Source organism: Streptomyces sp. NPDC101178 (assembly GCF_044767965.1).
In the GTDB taxonomy this organism is placed as follows: domain Bacteria; phylum Actinomycetota; class Actinomycetes; order Streptomycetales; family Streptomycetaceae; genus Streptomyces.
Map to the genome: position 1 here is coordinate 490486 of NZ_JBIWOZ010000006.1, position 22270 is coordinate 512755.

19 protein-coding genes are annotated in these 22270 nt (G+C 73.6%); 13 read left to right on the forward strand and 6 right to left on the reverse strand.

Annotated features, from left to right (window positions below):
• Positions 1-84 precede the first annotated feature (84 nt).
• Complete coding sequence (locus ACIRR8_RS20330) at positions 85-2511, forward strand: right-handed parallel beta-helix repeat-containing protein (RefSeq protein ID WP_404066482.1); 2427 nt, start codon at positions 85-87, stop codon at positions 2509-2511.
• Here the strand turns inward: ACIRR8_RS20330 and ACIRR8_RS20335 are convergent.
• The gene (locus tag ACIRR8_RS20335) at positions 2481-4895 is read right to left on the reverse strand and encodes a hypothetical protein (protein WP_404066485.1); all 2415 of its coding nucleotides are present in this window, start codon (positions 4893-4895) and stop codon (positions 2481-2483) included. The genes ACIRR8_RS20330 and ACIRR8_RS20335 overlap by 31 nt on opposite strands.
• 264 nt (positions 4896-5159) lie before the next feature.
• Between ACIRR8_RS20335 and ACIRR8_RS20340 the strand changes: the two genes are divergently transcribed.
• The 5 genes from ACIRR8_RS20340 to ACIRR8_RS20360 all read left to right on the forward strand — a co-directional run bounded on the left by ACIRR8_RS20340 (position 5160) and on the right by ACIRR8_RS20360 (position 10833).
• A complete protein-coding gene (locus ACIRR8_RS20340) occupies positions 5160-6014 on the forward strand; it encodes a DeoR/GlpR family DNA-binding transcription regulator (RefSeq protein WP_404066488.1) in 855 nt (284 codons plus the stop codon).
• Positions 6015-6075: 61 nt separating this feature from the next.
• Positions 6076-6513, forward strand: a complete 438-nt coding sequence (locus tag ACIRR8_RS20345) for an SRPBCC family protein (protein ID WP_404066490.1) — start codon at positions 6076-6078, stop codon at positions 6511-6513.
• A 105-nt stretch (positions 6514-6618) separates the two neighbouring features.
• Positions 6619-8613: a hypothetical protein gene (locus ACIRR8_RS20350; RefSeq protein ID WP_404066493.1), complete on the forward strand. Its 1995-nt coding sequence runs from the start codon at positions 6619-6621 to the stop codon at positions 8611-8613.
• Positions 8614-8690: 77 nt separating this feature from the next.
• On the forward strand, positions 8691-10295 hold the full coding sequence (locus ACIRR8_RS20355) for an SDR family oxidoreductase (protein WP_404066495.1): 1605 nt from the start codon (positions 8691-8693) through the stop codon (positions 10293-10295).
• Positions 10296-10353: 58 nt separating this feature from the next.
• On the forward strand, positions 10354-10833 hold the full coding sequence (locus tag ACIRR8_RS20360; protein ID WP_404066498.1) for an SRPBCC family protein: 480 nt from the start codon (positions 10354-10356) through the stop codon (positions 10831-10833).
• A 51-nt stretch (positions 10834-10884) separates the two neighbouring features.
• Here the strand turns inward: ACIRR8_RS20360 and ACIRR8_RS20365 are convergent, their stop codons facing one another.
• Positions 10885-12030, reverse strand: a complete 1146-nt coding sequence (locus ACIRR8_RS20365; protein ID WP_404066500.1) for a PLP-dependent cysteine synthase family protein — start codon at positions 12028-12030, stop codon at positions 10885-10887.
• A gap of 250 nt (positions 12031-12280) precedes the next feature.
• Here ACIRR8_RS20365 and ACIRR8_RS20370 point away from each other — a divergent pair, with 250 nt between their 5' ends.
• Together ACIRR8_RS20370 and ACIRR8_RS20375 are read left to right on the forward strand one after the other, a co-directional pair.
• A complete protein-coding gene (locus ACIRR8_RS20370) occupies positions 12281-12598 on the forward strand; it encodes a hypothetical protein (protein ID WP_404066592.1) in 318 nt (105 codons plus the stop codon).
• 246 nt (positions 12599-12844) lie between these two features.
• On the forward strand, positions 12845-13363 hold the full coding sequence (locus tag ACIRR8_RS20375) for an ATP-binding protein (RefSeq protein ID WP_404066503.1): 519 nt from the start codon (positions 12845-12847) through the stop codon (positions 13361-13363).
• Between the two features lie 70 nt (positions 13364-13433).
• Here the strand turns inward: ACIRR8_RS20375 and ACIRR8_RS20380 are convergent, their stop codons facing one another.
• Positions 13434-14648 carry an ROK family protein gene (locus tag ACIRR8_RS20380; RefSeq protein ID WP_404066505.1) on the reverse strand — a complete coding sequence of 405 codons (1215 nt, stop codon included), beginning with the start codon at positions 14646-14648 and terminating at the stop codon, positions 13434-13436.
• A gap of 241 nt (positions 14649-14889) precedes the next feature.
• Between ACIRR8_RS20380 and ACIRR8_RS20385 the strand changes: the two genes are divergently transcribed.
• From ACIRR8_RS20385 to ACIRR8_RS20395, 3 genes are all read left to right on the forward strand, one after another.
• Positions 14890-16014, forward strand: coding sequence for an MFS transporter (locus ACIRR8_RS20385; RefSeq protein ID WP_404066507.1), 1125 nt, complete (start codon positions 14890-14892; stop codon positions 16012-16014).
• 34 nt (positions 16015-16048) lie between these two features.
• The gene (locus tag ACIRR8_RS20390) at positions 16049-16810 is read left to right on the forward strand and encodes a maleylpyruvate isomerase family mycothiol-dependent enzyme (RefSeq protein ID WP_404066509.1); all 762 of its coding nucleotides are present in this window, start codon (positions 16049-16051) and stop codon (positions 16808-16810) included.
• Between the two features lie 90 nt (positions 16811-16900).
• On the forward strand, positions 16901-17212 hold the full coding sequence (locus tag ACIRR8_RS20395; protein ID WP_404066512.1) for a DUF6332 family protein: 312 nt from the start codon (positions 16901-16903) through the stop codon (positions 17210-17212).
• A gap of 18 nt (positions 17213-17230) precedes the next feature.
• Here ACIRR8_RS20395 and ACIRR8_RS20400 read toward each other — a convergent pair whose 3' ends face one another.
• A complete protein-coding gene (locus ACIRR8_RS20400; protein ID WP_404066515.1) occupies positions 17231-17950 on the reverse strand; it encodes a TetR/AcrR family transcriptional regulator in 720 nt (239 codons plus the stop codon).
• 178 nt (positions 17951-18128) lie between these two features.
• Between ACIRR8_RS20400 and ACIRR8_RS20405 the strand changes: the two genes are divergently transcribed.
• A complete protein-coding gene (locus tag ACIRR8_RS20405) occupies positions 18129-18581 on the forward strand; it encodes a nitroreductase/quinone reductase family protein (protein WP_404066518.1) in 453 nt (150 codons plus the stop codon).
• Here the strand turns inward: ACIRR8_RS20405 and ACIRR8_RS20410 are convergent.
• Positions 18565-19236 (reverse strand): alpha/beta hydrolase, encoded by a 672-nt coding sequence (locus tag ACIRR8_RS20410; protein WP_404066520.1) that lies wholly within the window; start codon positions 19234-19236, stop codon positions 18565-18567. The genes ACIRR8_RS20405 and ACIRR8_RS20410 overlap by 17 nt on opposite strands.
• A 32-nt stretch (positions 19237-19268) precedes the next feature.
• Complete coding sequence (locus ACIRR8_RS20415) at positions 19269-20486, reverse strand: geranylgeranyl reductase family protein (RefSeq protein ID WP_404066522.1); 1218 nt, start codon at positions 20484-20486, stop codon at positions 19269-19271.
• Between the two features lie 196 nt (positions 20487-20682).
• Between ACIRR8_RS20415 and ACIRR8_RS20420 the strand changes: the two genes are divergently transcribed.
• A complete protein-coding gene (locus ACIRR8_RS20420; RefSeq protein WP_404066525.1) occupies positions 20683-22047 on the forward strand; it encodes a dipeptidase in 1365 nt (454 codons plus the stop codon).
• Positions 22048-22270: the final 223 nt, after the last annotated feature.

Sequence of the window (22270 nt, forward strand, 5' to 3'; positions counted from 1 at the left end):
GTCCTTCGACACCAGGACGGCCGGACCCGGGCACCACAGCACGACCCGAGGCATCACAGCACGAGGTGGGGGCAGAGCAACTCCATGGCACAGGGCACGGTCCAGGTGACGCACACCGGCACATCGCGATGGCGCCGCCGCACGGGCGAGTACGCCTCCCTCTCCGCGGCCCTGGAAGCGGCGGCCGAAGGCGACGTCCTCACCGTCGCGCCCGGAACGTACCGGGAGAACCTCGTCGTCCACCGCGCGGTGACCCTGCGCGGCCCCGAGGGGTCGGTCGGCTCCGTGCGGATCGCGCCGGCCGACGGCGTACCGCTGACGGTCCGCGCCTCCGCGATCATCCAGGATCTGCACATCGAGGGTCAGGACTCCGCCGCTCCGGCGCTCCTGGTGGAGGACGGCACCGCCGAGTTCACGGATCTGCGGATCGTGACCCGGTCCGCCGCCGGCATCGAGGTACGCGGTGCGGCCCGGCCCACCGTGCGGCGCTGCACCGTCGACAATCCGGCCGGGGTCGGCATCGCCGTCCTGGACGGCGCCGGCGGCGTCTTCGAGGAGTGCGAGGTCGTCTCGGCCGGGCAGTCCGGCGTCTCGGTCCGCGACGGCGGCCATCCGCGCCTGGACCGCTGCCGGATCCACCACTCCTCCGGCGCGGGCATCGGCGTCACCGGTGAGGGGAGCGGTCTGGAGGCGATCGGCTGCGAGGTGTACGAGGTCAAGGGCAGCGGCGTCCAGGTGACCGCCCGCGCCACCGCGCACCTCACCGACTGCACCGTGCACCGCACCTCGGGCGACGGCGTCACGCTGGACACCGACGCGGTGCTGACGCTCGCCGACTGCGACATCCACGACATTCCGGAGAACGCGATCGACCTGCGGTCGCGTTCGGTGCTGACGCTGACGCGCTCCACGGTCCGCCGCTTCGGCCGCAACGGCCTCTCGGTCTGGGACCCGGGCACGCGCGTGGACGCCAACCAGTGCGAGATCCACGACAGTACGGGCGACTATCCGGCGGTCTGGGTCAGCGACGGCGCCACGGTGATACTGGACGCCTGCCGGGTCCACGACGTGCCGGACGCCCTCTTCGTCCTCGACCGGGGCTCGCGCGCCGACGTGGTGGACAGCGACCTCACGCAGATCCGCAACACCGCCGTCTCGGTGAGCGACGGCGCCACCGCGCAGCTGGACGACTGCCGGATCCGGGAGACCTCCACCGGCGCCTGGTTCCGCGACCACGGCAGCGGCGGCACGCTGAACAACTGCACCATCGACACGGCCCAGACCGGCGTCATCGTCACCAAGGGCGCCGACCCGGTGATCGAGCGGTGCACCGTCACCAACCCCGCCGAGGCCGGGTTCTACGTCTCCGCCGAGGGCCGCGGCACCTTCGACAGCTGCCGGGTGACCGGCAGCGAGGGGTACGGCTTCCACGTCATGGACGGCTGCCGCACCACGCTGACCCGCTGCCGCACCGAGCGGTGCGCGCGCGGCGGTTACGAGTTCCCCGAAGGCGGCGACGGCTCCGGTACGTCGGGCCCGGTGGTCACGGACTGCACGAGCGACGAGAGCGGTCTGCGTACGGCACCGGCTCCGGCCCCCGCCGTGCTGACGGCCACCCAGTCCACGCCCGGCCTGCTGAACACGATGCCCGGCCGGCGGACCGCGGAGCCCGAACCGGTGGTCCCGGCCGCCGAGCCCGCCCGGGACTCCGCGGCGGTCCTCGGTGAACTGGACGCGCTGGTGGGGCTGGAGAGCGTCAAGCGCGAGGTGCGGGCGCTCACCGACATGATCGAGGTGGGCCGCCGCCGCGCGGAGGCCGGGCTCAAGGCCGCCTCCGTCCGCCGCCACCTCGTCTTCACCGGCTCCCCCGGTACCGGCAAGACCACGGTCGCCCGGCTCTACGGCGAGATCCTGGCCTCGCTCGGCGTGCTGGAGCGCGGCCACCTGGTCGAGGTGTCCCGGGTCGATCTGGTCGGTGAGCACATCGGCTCGACGGCGATCCGGACCCAGGAGGCGTTCGACCGGGCGCGCGGCGGAGTGCTCTTCGTCGACGAGGCGTACGCGCTCTCCCCCGAGGACTCCGGCCGCGACTTCGGCCGGGAGGCCATCGACACGCTGGTGAAGCTGATGGAGGACCACCGGGACGCGGTGGTGGTGATCGTCGCCGGCTACACCCACGAGATGGAGCGGTTCCTCACCGTCAACCCCGGGGTGGCCTCGCGCTTCTCGCGGACCATCACCTTCCACGACTACCTGCCGGAGGAGCTGCTGCGGATCGTCGGGCAGCAGGCCGAGGAGCACGAGTACAGCCTGGCGGACGGGACCGGGGAGGCGCTGCTGAAGTACTTCACCGCGCTCCCCAAGGGCCCCGCCTTCGGCAACGGCCGCACCGCCCGGCAGACCTTCGAGTCGATGGTGGAGCGGCACGCGGGCCGGGTCGCCCAGCTCGCCGAGACGAGCACGGACGACCTGACCCTGCTCTACCCGGAGGACCTCCCCGAGCTCTTCTGACCCTTCTCCAGCGTGTCCGCGCCCTGCCGGGGCAGTCGCGGGCCGAGCTCTTCGAGGAGGGCTCCGCGTGCCGTGGCGAAGACCGGGTCGGCCTGGTAGTCGGAGTGGCCGAGGATCGGTTCGGGCAGCGGGAGCGCGGTCGTACGTCCGTACGCCAGCGGGTCCTTCAGCGGACCCCGGTCGACGCCGGGGTCGGGGACGGCGCTCAGCCGGACGGGTCCGCCGATCGGGTCGGTGGCCCGCCAGAGGTTGCGCCAGCAGTGCACCGAGCGGTTCAGGCCGAGCAGGGGCACGGGCCCGAAGTAGGACGGGAACCAGCGACCGTACAGCCGCTCGATCGGCGAGCCGTAGGTGAGCAGCCCGACCCGGCGGCGGGCGGAGTCCGGGAGCTGCCAGACCGCGGCGGCCGCGAGGACGCTGCCCTGCGAGTGGCCCGAGATGATGAGCCGGCCCTGGGTGGTCGCCGTCCAGGCGCTCATCCGGGAGGCCAGGTCGGGGACGGCGCGTTCGGCGTAGCACGGTGGGGCGAAGGGGTGGGAGGCGCGCGGCCAGAAGGTGCCCACGTCCCAGAGGATGCCGATGGTGCGCCGGGCGGAGGCGTCCCGGTAGGCGCGGCGGCCGCTCGCGACGAACAGGATGAAGCCGAAGCCGATCAGCCAGGAGCCCATCGACTGGGCGGCCTCGGCGAACGACTCGACGGGCGCCGCGGCGCCGTCCGTCGCGAGGCCGGGCACCTCGCCGCTGGCCCAGGAGCCGACGACGGCCGCCGAACCGAGGAGCAGAGTGGCGGCGGAGACCACGCCGATGATCCAGGGGGCCGAGTCGGTGAGGCCGGCGGTGGCGCGGATGCGGGCGATGCGCCGGGTGCGGGCACGGTCGGGCGGCTCGGGGGCGTACTCGGCCTCGATGGCCGGGCCCATGCGGCGGGCCCGGCGGGCGGTGCGGACGACGAGGAAGACGACCGGGCCGAGCAGCAGGAGCAGCAGCACCGGGATGACGGAGGCCTGCCAGCTGAGCAGGACGGGCGGGCCCTCGATGATGGAGCCGCGTCCCGTGCCCGGGGTGCCGGGGCCGTCCAGCCAGTCGGCGACGCGCTGGGCCACGCCGCCGGTCATCACGCCGCCGAGCGCGCAGGCCAGCATGGCGACGGACGGGCCGCCGAGCCCGTACAGGGTGGTGCGGGGTTCGGGTGCGCGCCGGTAGAGGCTGCGGGCGACCAGGGCCATGATCACCACGAGGAGGCCCTGGCCGAGCGCGAGGAGCCGGAAGGTGGTCTCGCCGGAAAGGCTGCCGGAGGAGACCCACTCCGGACGTGACCAGCCGGCGTGCACGACGGCGAGGCCGAGCAGGGCGAGCGCGGAGCCCGGCAGGTACGTGATCAGGGCGCCGTCGACCCGGGTGTCCCGGACGCTCTCGCTGCGGCCCCGGCGGCAGACGACCCACACGGCGACCACGGCGCACAGGAGGAGCGCCGCTTCGATGACCAGGCCGAACACCGGCGGCACCGAGCTGCCGACGGTCCGGTCGTGGCGGGCCGCGGCCCCCATGACGAAGGCCGCGACGGTGAGGAAGCCGGCGGCGGTGTGCGCGGCGCGGAGCCGGGACACGAGCCGGCGGCCGTACCAGAAGCCGGGCCTGCTGAGCGCCGGCGGAACCGGCCTGGCGGACTCCGGATCGTCGGCGATGCCCTGCGCGCCGGGCCCGTGGACCTCCTCGGTCCCGTCCGGGTCGCTCCCGTCGGCGTCCGTGGCGTCCAACGGGCTCTGGGACTCGTAGGCGCTCCAGGTCCGGTTGGAGAGGTACCACAGGAGCCCCACCAGAGCGGCGGGCACGACGGCCGCCAGCGCGAGGCGCCGTCCGGGCTGGGACCACCAGCCGCCCTGATGGCTCGACAGGAAGCCGAGCCAGGAGCGGCGTTCGGAGCAGGCGGAGGTGCCCGCGCACTGCCAGGCCACCAGGTCGAGCGCGACCTCGCAGGCGGCCGCGGTGAACAGCACGGTGAGGCTGAGCGCGACGAGCCGCACCACCACGCCGTACAGCCGGACCGCGCGGCGGCGGCCGGTGGCGGTGGGGCGCATCCAGTGGGCGAGGTTGACGACCATGAACGGCAGGAGCAGCAGCCACAGGGCGCGGGAGCCGTTACCGGAGGTGAGCCCGGACCAGCAGTACGCCTCGGCGACCGGCTCGTCCCGGTAGCGCTCGGGGTGCTGCTCGCCGTCGGCGTCCTCGGTGCGCCGGTAGACGGCGGCGGTCGCGTCACCGGTGACCCGGACGGTACGGGGATCGCCGAGCATCTCCTGCGGGGTGGCGCCTCCGACGCCGTGGACCAGCAGTTCCAGTGCTGCCCCGGTGTTCTGCGGCGGGGGCGGGACGGCAGGAGCCAAAGCGGAACTCTCTCTCGGGCGCGTCGGCCGCACGGGCCGGCGAAGACATGACAGGGGTCGGTCGGAAGGTGTGCGGAGAGCCGTGAGGGTGTCAGGCCCCCGGGGGGCTCCGGCCCGGCCCCAGAATTCCGGAGGCGGGGCGGGTGCGTGAGCGGTCTCACGGAATCTCCCCAGGTGGTACGCCGGACATGCCTGCGTGGCAGGATGAGCGTGTCTCGCAGACCGCTGCGGACCGTACGGCAGAGGGAAGGACCGGCGACCGCGTTGAGCGAGAATCAGAACCTGCTCGCGGAGCAGCGACGTGCGCTGATCCTCGACGAGGTGCGCAGGCGCGGCGGGGTCAGGGTCAACGAGCTGACCCGCAGGCTGAACGTCTCCGACATGACGATCCGTCGGGATCTGGACGCGCTGGCCCGGCAGGGGGTCATCGAGAAGGTCCACGGCGGCGCGGTCCCGGTGGTCGAGGCGAGCACCCACGAGCCCGGTTTCGAGGCGAAGTCGGCGCTGGAGCTGAGCGCCAAGGAGGACATCGCGCGGGCGGCGGCGGCGATGGCCCAGCCCGGCAGCGCGATCGCCCTCTCCGGCGGCACGACGACGTATGCGCTGGCCCGGCATCTGCTGGACGTACCGGATCTGACGGTGGTGACCAACTCGGTGCGGGTGGCCGATGTGTTCCACGACGCGCAGCGGCCCGCGTCCGGCCGGGCGGCGCGTCCCGGGACGGCGACGGTGGTGCTGACGGGCGGGGTGCGGACGCCGTCGGACTCGCTGGTGGGGCCGGTCGCGGACCGGGCCATCGACTCGCTCCACTTCGACCTGCTCTTCCTCGGCGTGCACGGCATCTCGGCCGAGGCGGGCCTGTCGACGCCGAACCTGGCCGAGGCGGAGACCAATCGCCGGTTCGTCCGGTCGGCGCGCCGGGTCGTGGTGGTGGCCGACCACACCAAGTGGGGCACGGTGGGACTGAGTTCCTTCGCCACGCTGGACGAGGTGGACACCTTCGTGACGGACGCGGGGCTGGCGCCGGGGCTGCGTGAGGAGATCGGCGAGCACCTGCCGGGCCTGGTGGTGGCGGGCGGGTCGCCCGAGTCGCCCGAGGAGACCGTCTCCCCCGGCTGACCCCTGGGGCGCGGCCGGGCGGATTCCGCTCGGGTGGCCGCACACCGCCTACGATCGGGGAATGGCCGTCTTCCGGATCGAGCGCTTCTCCCCTCTCCCCGCAGCCGAGGCCTGGCGCCGGGTGACCGACTGGGAACGGCACGCCGAGCGTGTCCCGTTGACCGCCATCACGGTGGCGGGCGGGCCGCCGACCAGGGTCGGCACGGTGTTCACGGCCCGTACGGGGGCCGGTCCGCTGGCCTTCGACGACCCGATGGAGGTCGTCCGCTGGACGCCGCCCTCCGGTGGCCGGGCCGGGATCTGCCTGCTGGAGAAGCGCGGCTCTGTGGTGCTGGGGCGGGCCTCGATCGACGTGCTGCCGACGCATTCCGGTTCCCATGTGGTGTGGGTGGAGGAGCTGCGGGTGCGGCTGGTGCCCCGCTGGGGTGATCCGCTGCTGGCCTCGGCCGGGCGGCGGCTGTTCGGCGGGGTGCTGGACGAGCTGCTGGACCTGGCGTAGCGGCCGTCCGGGGGCGGCGAGCGACAGGGGTGATGTGACCGTCACACGATTGACTCGTTTGTCGGTATGACACTCCTGGCCCCGGCCCCGGAAGGCACCCCACTCATGCCGATCCATCAACCGACGCGACACTCCGCCTCCGCACCGAGCGAGCCCCTGGCCGTGAAGCAGGCCGAGGCCGCACTCGTGGAGCATTATCCGCGCCTGGTCAGGCTCGCCTACGTCGTGCTGCCGCCCTCGCTCGGCCGGCACCGCAGGGTCCTGGCCGCGCACGCTGCCGTGCAACGGGCGCTGCCCGTCACCAGGACCGCGCCGGCCCGCCCGGCCCAGGTGCCCGCGCAGTCCCGCCGCTCCTCGGAGGCGGAGCGGGCCAAGGCGCCTGCGAGCGCCCCGTACGCCTCGATGCGGCTGCGGGTGCTGCGGACGGCCCTGGCGCACGAGCGCAGGCCCCGCTGGTGGCCCGGTCGGCTCCCGGCGCCCGCCGCGCTGCGGCCGACGCTCCCGGTGGTGTGGGGGCTGCGGCTCTTCCCCCGGGCGGGGGGCGTCGACGAACTGGCCCTGGACCGGGCTCTGTCGGCGGTGCCGGGTGCCGTACGGGCCGCGTTCGCGCTCCAGTTGCTGGACGGGCTGCCGGAGTCCGGTGTGCGGGCGCTGCTCGCCGAGGCGGGGGTGGCCGATCCGGCGGGGGCGGTGCGCGGGGCGGGCCGGATCGGGAGGCCGGACCGGGCGGGAGCCCAAGCGCTGCTGCGTTCCGGGGAGTTCGACCCGTGCACCGTGCAGACCCGGCCGAGCGATCTGCTGCGGCGCAGGCACCGGACGCGGGCGGTGTGCCTGGCGGCGGTGGTCTGCGTGGTGGCGGGCACGCTCGCGGTGGCCGCCGAGAAGGGCGTACGGGAGGAGGCCCCGGGAGCCGGTGTGACGGTCCCCGTGCTCGACCCGGCGGCCCTGCTGCGTACGGCGGCGGAGCAGTGGGCGGACACCTCGCGCATCGACTTCACCGCCTGGCCGGTACGCGGTGACCGGCAGGGCGACGACGAGCTGCTCGGGCGGGCGCTGCGGGCCTGGTCCGAGCCGTCGGAGGACGTCAAGGTGTCGACCACCCCGGGCACGGCCGACGTGCCACCCGCGCAGCCGCCCCGGCTGCTGTTCGCGGGCGAGGTGGACGGGGCGGCCGTGGTACTGCTCCACGACGGTGGCGTACGGGTGGTGCGGTACGCGGAGCCGCTCTCGGGCGGCGGAGCGGCGCTCGACTTCGCCCGGACCGATGACGCGGACGTGACGACGAGCGCGGCGGTGGTCATGAGCCGTACGGGCGAGAAGGCGCGGTTCCTGCTCGCGCCCTGGATCTCCGAGACCACCACCCGGGACCTGCTCGCGCCGGACACGCCCGGCCGGCCGCTGGAGGTGGGCCCGGACGGGATCACCGCGGCGGTGGAGCGCCCGGCGGCGGGCGGCGGCTGCGACGCCTGGCCGGTGCTCCAGCTGCGCTCCTCCGAGCGCATCGTGGAGAAGCACGCGTTCCTGGTGACCGACCTGGGCGACCTGACCCCGGCGCATCTGACGTACACGCCGAAGCCCGGCAGTGGCGCACCCGCCCGGCAGCCGCGCGAGGCCACGAGCCCGGAGGCGCTGCTGGCCTGGGCGCGTACGGCGTGTTCGCTGCGGACGCTGTCGGGCTCGGGGATCCGGGCGGTGAACAACTGGGCGTTCGCCGAGCAGCGGCTGCCCGAGGACGGGGCGTCGGCCGACTGGCTCTGCACCCGCGCCGACACCTGGCGCGGCCCCGGCCGGGTCCTGGTGCAGTTCCTCAAGCCCGCCGCCTCCCCCACCGACCCCGCCGAGGTGGTCGCCGACCGGAAGAACACCGCGCTGTGCAGCCGGTTCGGCCAGCACATCCTGGCGGGCACGCACTGGAAGGCCGCCTCCGGCCGGTGGTACGTGCTGGCCGCGGGCAGCCGCGCGGTGGACCGGATCGAGGCCACCGGCCAGGTGCGGGGCACGGCGGGCGGCTCGACACTGGCGGTACGGGCGCCGCGCGACGCCTCCGTGGAGCTGACGGCCAGGCTGCGCGAGGGCGGGACGCTGGCAGCGGTGCGCTGAGCCTTCGGGGGCGCGCGCTCCGCCGTACGGAGTCCTCGTCCCGACCTCGTACGCCATCAGGTGCGAGACTCGGACAGGTGACGGATCTTCCGGAAGAACCCGACGTAACTGATGGCCCCGTCGAGACGCCGCTGCGCTGCCTGGTCACCGGCGCCACCGGCTACATCGGCGGCAGACTGGTGCCCGCGCTGCTCGACGCCGGCCACCGGGTCCGGGCGCTGGCCCGGACGCCCGGGAAGCTGCGCGACTACCCGTGGGCGGACCGGGTCGAGGTGGTGCGCGGCGATGTCACCGACGCCGACTCGCTGACCGAGGCGATGCGGGACGTCGACGTGGCGTACTACCTGGTGCACGCGCTCGGCTCCGGTTCCGACTTCGAGGAGACCGACCGCCGGGCCGCCCGGAACTTCGGCGAGCGGGCACGCGCGGCCGGGGTGCGGCGGATCGTCTACCTGGGCGGACTGACCCCGGAAGGGGTGCCGGAGAAGGAGCTGTCGCCGCATCTGCGGTCGCGCGCCGAGGTCGGGCGGATCCTGCTGGACTCCGGAGTACCGGCGGCGGTGCTCCGGGCGGCGATCGTGATCGGTTCGGGGTCCGCCTCGTTCGAGATGCTGCGCTATCTGACCGAGCGGCTGCCGGTGATGGTGACGCCCAGCTGGGTCTCCACCCGGATCCAGCCCATCGCGGTACGGGATGTGATCCGCTATCTGGTGGGGAGCGCGACCCTGCCGTCCGAGGTGAACCGGACCTTCGACATCGGCGGCCCGGACATCATGACGTACCGGGACATGATGCAGGGGTACGCCCGGATGGCGGGGCTGCCGCGGCGGGTGATCGTGCCGGTCCCGGTGCTCACCCCGACGCTCTCCAGCCACTGGATCGGGCTGGTCACCCCGGTCCCGCGCTCGATCGCCCGGCCGCTCGCGGAGTCGCTGCGCCACGAGGTGGTCTGCCGGGAGCACGACATCGTCGAGTACGTCCCCGATCCGCCGGAGGGGCCGATCGGCTTCGACCGGGCACTGGGGCTGGCGCTCCAGCGGATCAAGGAGGCCCGGGTCGACACCCGCTGGTCCTCCGCCTCGCTGCCGGGCGCGCCGAGCGACCCGCTGCCCACCGACCCGGACTGGGCGGGCGGCAGCCTCTACCGGGACGAGCGGGAGCTGGCCGTGCCGGTGGACCGGGCTGACCTGTGGCGGGTGATCGAGGGCATCGGCGGTGAGAACGGCTGGTACTCCTTCCCACTGGCCTGGGCGGTGCGCGGCTGGATCGACCGGATCGTCGGCGGGGTCGGGCTGCGGCGCGGGCGGCGGGACGCGCACCGGCTGCGGGTCGGGGACTCACTGGACTTCTGGCGGGTGGAGGAGATCAAGCCGGGCGAACTGCTTCGGCTGCGCGCGGAGATGCGGCTGCCGGGCCTGGCCTGGCTGGAGCTGTCGGTGGCCTCCGACGACCAGGGGCGCACGCTCTACCGGCAGCGCGCGCTGTACCACCCGCAGGGTCTGCTCGGCCATGCGTACTGGTGGGGCGTGTCGCCGTTCCACGCTGTGGTGTTCGGCGGGATGGCCCGCAACATCGCGGAGGCCGCGAGGACCGCGGCGCGGGCGCGGAAGGAGGGCCGGGAGCCGGTGGCCGGCGGTGGTGAGGACCGGCAGCCGGCGGCCGGCAGTGGTACAGACAACTGACGTCCCGGCCGCTAGGGTGTGCCTCCCCATACGCGCAGACCACCGGGAGGTGCAGGCGATGGCACGCCGACTCCGTACCGTAGGAATGGAGTTCATCGACTCCGCGCCGATACGCCTGGTGTTCGCCGCCGAGGTGTCCGCGTCCCCGGACGTGGTCTACCGGGCGCTCGCGGAGGACGTCGCCTCCTGGCCCTCGTGGTTCACCGCCGTCACCCGGGCCACGCCCACCGACGGGGGCGCGGGCCGGGAGGTGCGGCTGCGCGGCGGGATCCGGTTCCGCGAGACGATCGTGGCGGCCGAGCCGGGCGAGCGGTACGCCTACCGGGTCGACGAGACGAACGCGCCGGGCCTGCGGGCCCTGGTGGAGGAGTGGCGGCTCACCGCGGACGGGACCGGGACCCGGGTGCGGTGGACCTTCGCCGCCGACGGGACGGGCCCGTTCCGCTCGGTGCTGGGGGTCGCGCGGCTGGGGATGGGCCGGTCCTTCCGGGACGCCGTGCGGCGGCTGGACGGACGGCTGACGGCACCGGCGGCCTGAGCTCCCGGGGCCTCAGCCGGTCAGGGTGCCGGCGCCTGAGCTCCTCGGGCCTCAGCCCATCAGGGTGCCGGTGGTGAGGAAGGTGGCGATCGCCGCGCTGTACGGGGCGATGTCCAGGCCCTGCTCCTCCAGCCAGGAGTCGGAATAGTACTTGTCCAGGTAGCGGTCGCCCGGGTCGCACAGCAGCGTGACGACGCTCCCCCGCTCTCCCTGTTCCACCATCTCGGCGATCAGCTTGAAGGCGCTCCACAGCCCGGTGCCGGTCGAGCCGCCCGCCTTCCGGCCGATGGCTCGCTCCAGCGCGCGTACGGCGGCGACGCTCGCCGCGTCCGGGATCTTCATCATCCGGTCGATGGCGCCGGGCACGAAGCTCGGCTCCATCCGCGGGCGGCCGATGCCTTCGATCCGGGAGCCGCAGTCGCTGCTCGCGTCCGGGTCGTTGCGGGTCCAGCCGTCGAAGAAACAGGAGTTCTCCGGGTCGGGGACACAGACCCGGGTGTCGTGCTGGAGGTAGTGGACGTAGCGGGCGATGGTGGCCGAGGTGCCGCCGGTCCCGGCGGTGGCGACGATCCAGGTGGGTTCCGGATACCGCTCCAGCCGGAGCTGCTGGTAGATCGACTCGGCGATGTTGTTGTTGCCGCGCCAGTCGGTGGCGCGCTCGGCGTAGGTGAACTGGTCCATGTAGTGGCCGCCGGTCTCGGCGGCGAGGGACGCGGACTCCGCGTACATCGTGCGGGAGTCGTCGACGAAGTGGCACTGGCCGCCGTGGAATTCGATGAGCCGGCACTTCTCGGGGCTGGTGGTGCGCGGCATCACGGCGATGAACGGCACGCCGATCAGCTTGGCGAAGTACGCCTCCGATACGGCGGTCGAGCCGCTGGACGCCTCGATGACCGGCTTGCCGGGCCGGATCCAGCCGTTGCAGAGCCCGTAGAGGAAGAGCGAGCGGGCGAGCCGGTGCTTGAGGCTGCCGGTGGGGTGCGTCGACTCGTCCTTGAGGTAGAGGTCGATGCCCCACTCCTCGGGCAGCGGGAAGCGGAGGAGGTGGGTGTCGGCCGAGCGGTTGGCGTCGGCCTGGACCTTGCGGACGGCCTCCTTCAGCCAGGCCCGGTACTCCGCGTCGCTGCGGTCGACGTCCACCGTCTCCATGGCCGTCCCTGTGGCCCCGCGGTCCTGTCCCAGCTCGTGGGTGTCCATCGCCGTGCTCCTGTTCGCCGCTGTTCTTCGCTGTTCTCCGGCCCGGTGCTCCTGCTTCCACGATATGCCCCCGACCTGCACAAACGTTGACTTTGATGGTCCATAGCCCTGCCTTTGACCCTGCCTGCGGGGGCAGTTGGGGCAGGCGGTACGAGCAGCGCGCCGAGGGCCTTCGTGCCCTCTGGCGGTCGGGGGCGCGGCCGGGCACACTGCAACAGGAGAAGTGGTGGCGAAGGGGGGCGAAGCCGCGATGGCGGACGTCGAGTTCAGTGCCTCGGGGGTCAGGATCGAGCGGTTCACCCGGTCGCTGACCAGGGCCGGGCAGGTGGTCGTCAAGGACGGCCGGCTGTCCCTGCTGACGAGCACCGGGCGGGAGATCGACAGCGCACCGGTGGGGACGGTGAGCGCGGGGAAGCGGTGGTTCTTCGCGGCGGATTCGGCCATCGCCCGGGTGAACGGTGTGCGCTACCGGTTGACGATGGGGCAGCGCAACCGCAGACGCGACGGGGCGGGCGCCCTGCGCCGGTTCCTGGAGGCGCTGCGGAACGCGGGAGGCCGCCGGGGCTGAAGGGTTGAGGGCGTTACGCGGCTCCGCGAGTTGCGGAGGCGGCGGGGCTGGGCCACGCTGGATCCACGTCACTGAAGGTGCACCCTCGGTGACAGAGCGATTCGCTCCCACGGAGACCGCGGGGCCGGATCGCGCGACACGAGCAGACTCGACAAGAGCAGAGCGGATTCGGCAGTCAGTCCAGTCGTCCGCCGGCTCCGTTCGTCCGTCTTCTTTCTTCCGGACCTATTTCGGGGAGTCGCAGCCGTGATCAGCGAGCCAAGCAGGCACTGCACGGTGGAGCTCCAAGCCCTGCCGTCGCGGATCGGTCAGGTCCGCAGAATCATCTCGGCGCAACTGCGCTACTGGCATCTCGATCCTCTGATCGACCAGGCAGCCCTCGGCGTCACCGAACTGCTGACCAACGTCCACCGGCACGCGCAGCCGGACAAGTCATGCACCGTCGACATCGAGCTGCTGCTCGACCGGTTGACGGTCTCCGTCCACGACCACGACCCCCGTGTCCCCACGGTGAACGAGGCGGATTCCTTCGCCACCTCGGGCCGGGGCCTGGCCCTGATCGCCGCCGTCAGCGAGAGCTGGGGCGTACGGCCGAGCGGCGCGGCCGGAAAGGCCGTCTGGTTCACCTTGCCGGCGGTCTGCGCCACCTCGACCCTGCCACCCCTCGCGGTCTACGGGTCGATCACCGACGGGCCGTTCGGGTCCGTCTCCATCAGCCCGGAGGCCGTCGCGGCGGTCCCCGCCCGGTCGGCCGTCGTCGGCTGACGGGAAAGGCGGCCCGACCCGCTCGCCGCCCCGACCCCAGCACAGGTTTCCGGCCTCACCGGGCCGAAGCTCAGGTCAGGACGGCGAGCGGGTCGTCGAGCACGGGCTGCCAGGCGAGTTCGGCCGCGCCGACGAGGCTGTTGTGGGCCAGGGTGCAGGGCAGGATCGGCACGCTGCCGCTGCGGCCCCAGAGGCTGCGGTCGGCGACGACGGCCCGCAGCCGCTCCGGGTCCGCCTCCAGCAGGTCGCGGTGGAGCCCGCCGAGGATGATCCGGTCCGGGTTGAGGATGTTCACGAGCCCGGCCAGGCCCAGGCCCAGACGGTCGATCAGCGCCTCGGCGGCGTTCCGTACGTCCGCGTCCTCGTACTCCGTACGCAGCAGGTCACCGGCCTGTTTGAGGAGTGACTCCTCCGGGCCCGGGTCGCGGCGCGCGGTGGTGAGGAAGGCGAGCGGGTCGGTCTCCACGTCGAGGCAGCCGCGGCCGCCGCAGTGGCAGGGCCGGCCCTCGGGGTTCACGGTGAGGTGGCCGACCTCCAGCGCGAGCCCCGAACTCCCGCTGTGCAGGCGGCCGTCGAGCACCAGGGCCCCGCCGACGCCCCGGTGGCCGGTGGCGACGCAGAGGAGGTGGTACGCGCCGCGTCCGGCGCCGTGGCGGTGCTCGGCCAGCGCGGTGAGGTTGACGTCGTTGCCGGTGAAGGCGGGGCCGGTGATGCCCGCGTCGCGTACGCAGGCGGCGAAGATGTCGCGGACCGGCGAGCCCGCGGGCCAGGCGAGGTGGAGCGGGTTGAGCGCGGTGCCTTCGGGTTCGGCGACCGCCGACGGCACGGCGAGCCCGGCACCGACGCAGCGCAGCCCGCTCGCGCGCAGCAGCTCGGCCCCGGCGGCCACGACCTCGCCGAGCACCTGCGCGGGGTCGGCCATCACCGTGACACAGCCCGGCGATGTGGCGACGATCCGGCCGCCGAGCCCGACGAGGGCGGCCCGGAAGCCGTCGGCGTGGACCTGGGCGGCGAGGACGACGGGACCGGCCTCCAGGACGGAGAGCCGGTGTGAAGGGCGGCCCTGCGAACCGGCCGCGGAACCAGGGCTGGAGTCCACCCGGATCAGCCCGAGCGCCTCCAGCTCCGCGGCGACCGCACCGGCGGTGGCCCGGGTGACGCCGAGCTCGGAGGTGAGGACGGCGCGCGTGGGGGCGCGGCCGGTGTGGACCAGTTCCAGTGCGGGCCCGAGCGCGCTGCGGCCCCTCTCCAGCTTCGTGCGGGTGGTGGTCGCCTTGCCGTTCATGAGGGCGAGTCTCCCATGATCCGGAGGCGTCCAGGACGCGCGGGGAGACCCGTGGAGAGGGGCGGCGCGCACGCCGGCGGGCGGGTGGCACGTGTCTCCGTCAGCCATGTTGCGCCCGCGCTCCGCCCGCCCCTATGCTGCTTTTGTGCCGCAACTAAACAAACTGCGGACGGCCCTACCGGGGGGACCTGGCGGAGACACCGCCCCACCCTCGTCGGCCCGCCTCCGTACCGCGCTGACCGTGTTCTTCGCCCTCGATGGTTTCCTCTTCGCCGGCTGGGTGGTCCGTATCCCGGCCATCAAGCAGCAGACCGGCGCCTCCGCCTCCACCCTCGGCCTCGCCCTGCTCGGCGTCTCGGCCGGTGCCGTCATCACGATGATGCTCACCGGCCGGCTCTGCCGCCGCTACGGCAGCCATGCCGTGACCGTGGCCTGCGGAGTCCTGCTCCCGCTGAGCATCGCCCTGCCCGCGCAGACCCATTCGGCGCTCGCACTCGGCCTCGTCCTGCTGGTCTTCGGAGCGGCGTACGGCGGGATGAACGTGGCGATGAACAGCGCGGCCGTCGACCTGGTGGCCGAGCTGCGCCGGCCGGTGATGCCCAGTTTCCACGCGGCGTTCAGCCTCGGCGGCATGGTCGGCGCCGGGCTCGGCGGGCTGGTGGCGGGCGGCCTCTCCGCCTCGACGCACCTGTTCCTGCTGGCCGGAACCGGCCTGCTCGTCACCGCGTTCGCGGGGCCCGCCCTGCTCCGCCACCGCCCGGCCCGTACGGCTCCCGAGCGGCACGAACCCCAGCGGCGGGCCCAGCGGAAGCTCGACCCGCGGGCCCGCCGGATCGTCGTGCTGTTCGGCGTGATCGCGCTGTGCACGGCGTACGGGGAAGGCGCACTGGCCGACTGGGGCGCGCTCCACCTGGAACAGGACCTGGACGCCCACCCGGGCCTCGCCGCCGCCGGATACGCGCTGTTCGCGCTGACCATGACCATCGGCAGGCTCACCGGCACGATGCTCCTGGAACGCCTCGGCCAGACCCGCATCCTGGTCCTCGGCGGCGCGGTCGCCGCGAGCGGCATGCTGCTGGGCGCGCTGGCGCCGACCGTCTGGCTCGCCCTGACCGGATTCGCGGTCACCGGTCTGGGCCTGGCCAACATCTTCCCCGTAGCCGTCGGCCGGGCCGGTGAACTGGCCGGACCCAGCGGCGTGGCCGCGGCCTCGACGCTCGGCTACGGCGGCATGCTGCTGGGCCCGCCCGCGATCGGCTTCCTGGCCGACTGGTTCTCGCTGCCGCTGGCGCTGACGACCGTGGCCCTGCTGGCCGCGGCGGCCGCCGCCCTCGGGTACGGGGCCCGGAACGCGACGCACGCCTGAGCCGCCGGATTCCGACCCCTGGCACAATCCGGCCATGGAGATCACCGAGTACATCGCGTCCCTGTCCGAGGAAGGCCGGCTCCTCGCGGCGGCAGCCGAACAGGCGGGTCCCGGGGCCTCGGTCCCGACCTGTCCCGGCTGGCAGATACGCCATCTGCTGCGCCACACCGGCATGGTGCACCGCTGGGCGGCCGAGCTCATCACCGAGGGGCACACCATGCCCCAGCCCGACGGCGGGGAACCGGATCTCGACGGCGAGGAACTCCTCGACTGGTTCCGGGAGGGCCACCACCACCTGGTCAGCTCGCTGGAGGCCGCTCCCGCCGACCTGGACTGCTGGACCTTCATGCCGGCCCCGTCCCCGCTGGCGTTCTGGTCCCGCCGCCAGCTGAACGAGACGACCGTGCACCGGGTCGACGCGGAGTCGGCGCTCGGCGGGCCGCTGACGACGGTGGACGCCGACCGGGCGGCCGACGGCATCGACGAACTCCTCACCGGCTTCCACGCCCGGCCCAAGAGCCGGGTGCGCTCCTCCGTACCGCGCACGCTGCGGGTGCGGGCCGTGGACACGGACGCGGTGTGGACCGTACGGATCTCGCAGGAGCCGCCGCAGACCGTACGTACGTCTGCCGCCGTGCCGGACCGCGAGGGCGGCCGGGTGGACTGCGAGCTGAGGGGAACGGCGGAGGGCCTCTACCTCACCCTGTGGAACCGCCTGCCGCTCGCCGCCGTCACCCTGCGCGGCGACCGCGCGGTGGCCCGGCTCTGGACGGACAACTCCGCGATCACCTGGTGAGGTTGAGCGGTACGGGGGCGAGCGGACGGCCCATTCGTACGCGGCGGGGCGCGCTTGCCGGGAGCGCGCCGCGCCTGTGAGACTGCGCCCATGGGGCGGCGGACACAGGCGGAGCGGGACGCCATGACGATCGAGATCGGCTACGCCCTGGTCAGCGCCGCCGTGCTGGCCGGGCTCACCTTCGCCGCGGTCGCCGCACCAGCGCTGCTCCTCCTCGACCTCGGCCGCACCGCGCGGACGGTGGTTCTCACCGTCGCCGCCACCATCGCCGTCCTGGCCTTCGTCACACGGGTCGTCCACGTCCTGTGGCGCTTCCCGCGGAAGCCGGAGGGCCACCGGCTGGACGGCGCCCCGGACCCGGCGCGCCTGCCCCGATCCGGCCGCTCCGAGCCCTCCCCGTAGAGCCGCGCGCCCCTCACCTCAGCGGCCGGCCGGCCTCCCGCGCAGACCCACCGAGCGGGCCAGCTCCCCCGCCGCCTGCCGGAAGACCGCCTCGCGCGCCTCGATCATCCGGTTGAACTGCCCGAAGAGCTCGAACGAGATCAGGCCGAAGAGCTGCGCCCAGGCGGTGATGAGGGCGAGCATCGCGGCGGGCGGGAGGTCCGGGGCGATCTCGGCGGTGAGCCGCTCGGCCTCGGCGCGCAGCTCCGGCGTGAGAGGCGGTACGGCGAGACCGTCGGCACGGAACGCGTCGCGGACGAGGCCGATGAAGACCATCCCGACCCGGGACGCCGGGCCCACCGTGTCCGTCGGGGCGCTGTAGCCGGGGACGGGTGAGCCGTAGATCAGCGCGTACTCGTGAGGGTGCACGAGAGCCCATTCGCGTACGGCGGCGGCCACGGCGACCCAGCGTTCGGCGTACGGGGCAGGGCGGGGCCGGATCCGGTCGGCGGTGGCGCGGGCGGACTCGGCCACCTCGCCCACGGCGTCGTACGCGTCGATGATCAACGCGGTGAGCAGGTCGTCGCGGCTCGGGAAGTAGCGGTAGAGCGCGGAGGAGGCCATGCCGAGTTCGCGGGCGACGGCGCGCAGGGAGAGCTTGGCCGCGCCCTCCGCCGCCAGCTGCTTCCTGGCCTCGTCCTTGATGGCGGCGGTCAGTTCGACGCGGGCGCGTTCCCGGGCTCCTCGGATGGCGGTCATGATGATCAGTCTGCCACGCGACCAGAGCACCGGCCAGAAACGAGAGCGGTGCTCTTGCTTTTGAGCAGCAGTCTCGCGCACACTGATCTCAAGCGAGAGCAGTGATCTCGCGGACCGCAGCGGCACCCCGGCGCCGAGGCACCTCGGCTCAGCCCGCACGCACACCACGGGAGTCACCATGTCGCAGACGTACTACCTCCGGGCGAGCGCTTCCGCCCAGCGCCTCAACAAGGCCGTCGGCTGGCTGGCCCGGCACGGCATCAGCCTCATGGGCTCCGCCGAGCTGTCGGTACGCGGACGCACGAGCGGCCGGACGCAGCGCATCCCCGTCAACCCGCACACGCATGAGGGCGTCAGGTACCTCGTCTCGGCCCGGGGCCACTCCCAGTGGGTGCGCAACATGCGCGCCGCGGGCGGCGGCGAGCTGCGGGTGGGACGCAGAACCCGCACCTTCACCGCCGTGGAGATCGCCGACGACGAGCGGAAGGCGGGAATCCTCCGCGGCTACCTGGAGCGGTGGGGCTGGGAGGTCAACCAGTACTTCCGGGGCGTCACCGCGAAGTCGACGGACGCCGAACTCCTGGCCGCCTGCCCGGACCACCCGGTCTTCCGCATCACATTCGCCGACTGACCACGCCGAGCAGCTCCCGCACCAGATCCACCACGAGCCCGGGCCGGGACACGAACGGCGAATGGCCCGTACGCCACTCGCGTACGGCGGTGCAGCGGGCGGCCATCGTCCGTTGCAGAGCCGGATCGATCGCCCGGTCCCCGGCGCAGACGACGTACGTCGAAGGGGTCCGCTTCCAGCTGTGGTGCCGGGGAACTCCTCGCCCGCAGCCAGGGGCCTGCTCCCGGAGCAGGCCGAGAGCCCAGGCGGCAAGAGGTTCGGGGCAGTCGTGGTAGAGGACGTCGGCCGCCCGGCCGGGGTCCAGCCGCGTCGTACCGCCGGCCCCCTCCCCCGGCACGACAGCGTCGAGCAGCTGCGGTGACGCCCCGCCGAGGCCGGCCGCGCTCTCGCCCACGTCCGGCACGAAGGCCGCCAGGTGGACGAGGTGGCGCGCGCCGCGCACCCCGGTGATCACGGACCCGCCGTAGGAGTGGCCGAGCAGCAGCGGCGGCTCCTCCAGCGCGTCGACGACCGTCTGGACCGCAGCCGTATCGGCGGCCAAGGAACCCCGGTGCAGCTCGGGGACGACCACACCGACACCTCCGGCCCGCAGACCGTCCGCGACCGGGCCGAAGTGCTCCGGACGGTGGTAGAGGCCGTGGACGAGCACGGCCACGGGTCCTCCACCCACGGCCGTCGGTGCCGCGCTCAGCGGTCCATCGCGCTCAACGCCCGCTGGGCCAGCGGATGTGTACGGACCAGCTCGGCCAGCGACGTCGTGCCCCGGGTGATCCCGGCGAACGCCTTCCAGGCCGGGCGGAAGCCGGTCAGCACCGCGTGCAGCACACCAGGCCGGCGCTCGAACAGCTTGAGCATGCGCCGGCCCACGCCCATCTCCACGCCGAGACCGGCCTTGATGGCGAAGGCGTAGTTGAGGGCCTGGCGGCGGGCGTCCACCGCGTCGTGCGCCTCGGCGATCCTGACGGCCCATTCGCCCGCGAGCCGGCCGGAGCGCAGCGCGAAGGAGATGCCCTCCCGGGTCCACGGCTCGAGGAGGCCCGCCGCGTCACCGCAGACCACGACCCGGCCGCGCGAGAGCGGAGAGTCGTCACTGCGGCAGCGGGTCAGATGGCCCGAGGAGATCGACGGCTCGAACCCGGCGAGGCCGAGGCGGGCGATGAAGTCCTCCAGATACCGTTTGGTGCCGGCGCCGTCGCCGCGCGCCGAGATGACCCCGACGGTCAGCGTGTCGCCCTTGGGGAAGACCCAGCCGTAACTCCCGGGCATCGGGCCCCAGTCGATGAGGACCCGGCCCGCCCAGTCCTCCGCCACCGTCGCCGGAACCGGGATCTCCGCCTCCAGGCCGAGGTCCACCTGGTCGAGCTTCACCCCGACATGCGCTCCTATCCGGCCCGCGCTTCCGTCGGCGCCGACGACCGCGCGTGCCAGCACCGTCTCACCGCCGGCCAGCACCACCGCGACCGTACGCCGGTCGGGCACGGCGGGGCCGTGCTGCTCGACCCGCACCACCGAGGCGCCGGTGCGCAGTTCGGCGCCGGCCTTCTGCGCCTCCTCCACCAGCCCGGCGTCGAACTCCGGGCGGTTGATGAGCCCGAAGAGCATGCGCCGGGAGCGGCGGGTGCGGGCGAGCTTCCCGTTGAGAGAGAAGGTGACCGCGTGGATGCGGTCCTTCAGGGGCAGTTCGAACCCCGGTGGCAGGGAATCCCGGGAGAACCCGATGATGCCGCCGCCGCAGGTCTTGTAACGCGGCAGTTCCGCCTTCTCCAGCAGCAGGACCCGCCGGCCCGCCACGGCTGCCGCGTACGCCGCCGATGCGCCGGCCGGTCCGGCGCCGACGACGACCACGTCCCAGACCGACGACGACTCTTCGATTTCCCGCCCGGCGTCTGCGTTCTCGCTGCTCACGATGTGCTTCTGCTCCCGATCCGACCAGTGGCCCCAAGCTGCTCACGGCATCCTACGGCGCGTCCCGGCCGAGCCCCTCTGTGGGAGGATCGGCCATGATTCTGTCCTGCCGCACGGCACCACACCCACGGTGCCGTGGCGGGGCGCGTACACAGCGCGCCCTACCCATAACGTCGCAGCCACGAGGAGCGTGCCCATGACCGCCCGCCCGATTTCCGACACCGTCGCCTCGCTGATGCCCCGTGCGCGGGAGGAGCTCGCCGAGCTGGTCGCGTTCCAGTCGGTGGCCGACCCGGCGGTGTTCCCGAAGAGCGAGTGCGAGGCCGCGGCGAACTGGGTCGCGGATGCCCTGCGTGCCGAGGACTTCACCGACATCGCCCTGCTCGACACCCCCGACGGCACACAGTCGGTCTACGGCTTCCTGCCCGGCCCGGCCGGCGCCCCGACCGTCCTGCTCTACGCCCACTACGACGTGCAGCCGCCGCTGGACGAGTCGGCGTGGCTCTCCCCGCCGTTCGAACTGACCGAGCGCGACGGCCGCTGGTACGGGCGCGGTGCGGCGGACTGCAAGGGCGGGTTCATCATGCACCTGCTCGCGCTGCGCGCCCTCAAGGCGAACGGCGGCATACCGGTCTCGGTGAAGGTGATCGCCGAAGGGTCCGAGGAGCAGGGCACCGGCGGTCTGGAGCGGTACGCGGAGGCGCACCCGGAGCTGCTGGTGGCCGACACGGTCGTCATCGGCGACGCCGGGAACTTCCGGCTCGGGCTGCCGACGGTCACGGCGACGCTGCGCGGGATGACGATGCTGCGGGTGAAGCTCGACACGCTCGAAGGGAACCTGCACTCGGGTCAGTTCGGCGGTGCCGCGCCCGACGCGCTGGCCGCGATGATCCAGCTGCTCGCCTCGCTGCGCGACGAGAACGGGACGACGACGGTCGACGGGCTGACCGGTGACGCCGACTGGGACGGGCTGCAGTACCCGGAGGAGGATTTCCGGCGGGACGCCAAGGTGCTGGACGGCGTCGGCCTGATCGGTGCGGGCACGGTCGCGGACCGCATCTGGGCGCGGCCCGCCGTCACCGTCATCGGGATCGACTGCCCGCCGGTGGTCGGCGCGACCCCGTCCGTGCAGGCGAGCGCCCGCGCCCAGATCAGCCTGCGGGTGCCGCCCGGCCGCGACGCGGCCGAGGCGACGAAGCTGCTCACCGCCCACCTGGAGGCGCACACGCCGTGGGGCGCGCGGGTCACGGTGGAGCGGGTGGGCCAGGGCCAGCCGTTCCAGGCCGACACGACCAGCCCGGCGTACGCGGCGATGGCGGACGCGATGCGGGACGCCTACCCGGGCCAGGAGATGCAGTCGGCCGGCATGGGCGGCTCGATCCCGCTCTGCAACACCCTCGCCTCGCTCTACCCGCAGGCGGAGATCCTGCTGATCGGCCTGAGCGAGCCGGAGGCGCAGATCCACGCGGTGAACGAGAGCGTGTCGCCGGAGGAGCTGGAGCGGCTGTCGGTCGCCGAGGCACTGTTCCTGCGCAACTACGCGGAGTCGAAGAAGGCCTGACCTTCGCCGGTGCCCCTGTCCACTGCGGGCAGGGGCACGGCTACGCCTTCGGCGAAGTCGCCGGGAGGTAGTTCCGTACGGCGGGTGGTGCCGGCTGCGTACGTTCGCGGCATGGATCTCGTCGAGGTACTCCCCGGGCGTCCGCACCTGTTCCCTTTCCGGATCGGCCAGGCCTGTCTCCGGCGCGACGGGGCCGAGTTGATGCGGGCGGCGGCCGAAGCGG

Excerpts from the sequence above, each read along its gene's own strand:
- ACIRR8_RS20380 (WP_404066505.1), bottom strand. The coding sequence starts at position 14,648 with ATGAACGGCAAGGCGACCACCACCCGCACGAAGCTGGAGAGGGGCCGC.
- ACIRR8_RS20420 (WP_404066525.1), top strand. The coding sequence starts at position 20,683 with ATGACCGCCCGCCCGATTTCCGACACCGTCGCCTCGCTGATGCCCCGT.
- ACIRR8_RS20360 (WP_404066498.1), top strand. The coding sequence starts at position 10,354 with ATGGCACGCCGACTCCGTACCGTAGGAATGGAGTTCATCGACTCCGCG.
- ACIRR8_RS20400 (WP_404066515.1), bottom strand. The coding sequence starts at position 17,950 with ATGACCGCCATCCGAGGAGCCCGGGAACGCGCCCGCGTCGAACTGACC.
- ACIRR8_RS20330 (WP_404066482.1), top strand. The coding sequence starts at position 85 with ATGGCACAGGGCACGGTCCAGGTGACGCACACCGGCACATCGCGATGG.
- ACIRR8_RS20365 (WP_404066500.1), bottom strand. The coding sequence starts at position 12,030 with ATGGACACCCACGAGCTGGGACAGGACCGCGGGGCCACAGGGACGGCC.
- ACIRR8_RS20345 (WP_404066490.1), top strand. The coding sequence starts at position 6,076 with ATGGCCGTCTTCCGGATCGAGCGCTTCTCCCCTCTCCCCGCAGCCGAG.
- ACIRR8_RS20370 (WP_404066592.1), top strand. The coding sequence starts at position 12,281 with ATGGCGGACGTCGAGTTCAGTGCCTCGGGGGTCAGGATCGAGCGGTTC.
- ACIRR8_RS20395 (WP_404066512.1), top strand. The coding sequence starts at position 16,901 with ATGGGGCGGCGGACACAGGCGGAGCGGGACGCCATGACGATCGAGATC.
- ACIRR8_RS20405 (WP_404066518.1), top strand. The coding sequence starts at position 18,129 with ATGTCGCAGACGTACTACCTCCGGGCGAGCGCTTCCGCCCAGCGCCTC.
- ACIRR8_RS20350 (WP_404066493.1), top strand. The coding sequence starts at position 6,619 with ATGCCGATCCATCAACCGACGCGACACTCCGCCTCCGCACCGAGCGAG.
- ACIRR8_RS20390 (WP_404066509.1), top strand. The coding sequence starts at position 16,049 with ATGGAGATCACCGAGTACATCGCGTCCCTGTCCGAGGAAGGCCGGCTC.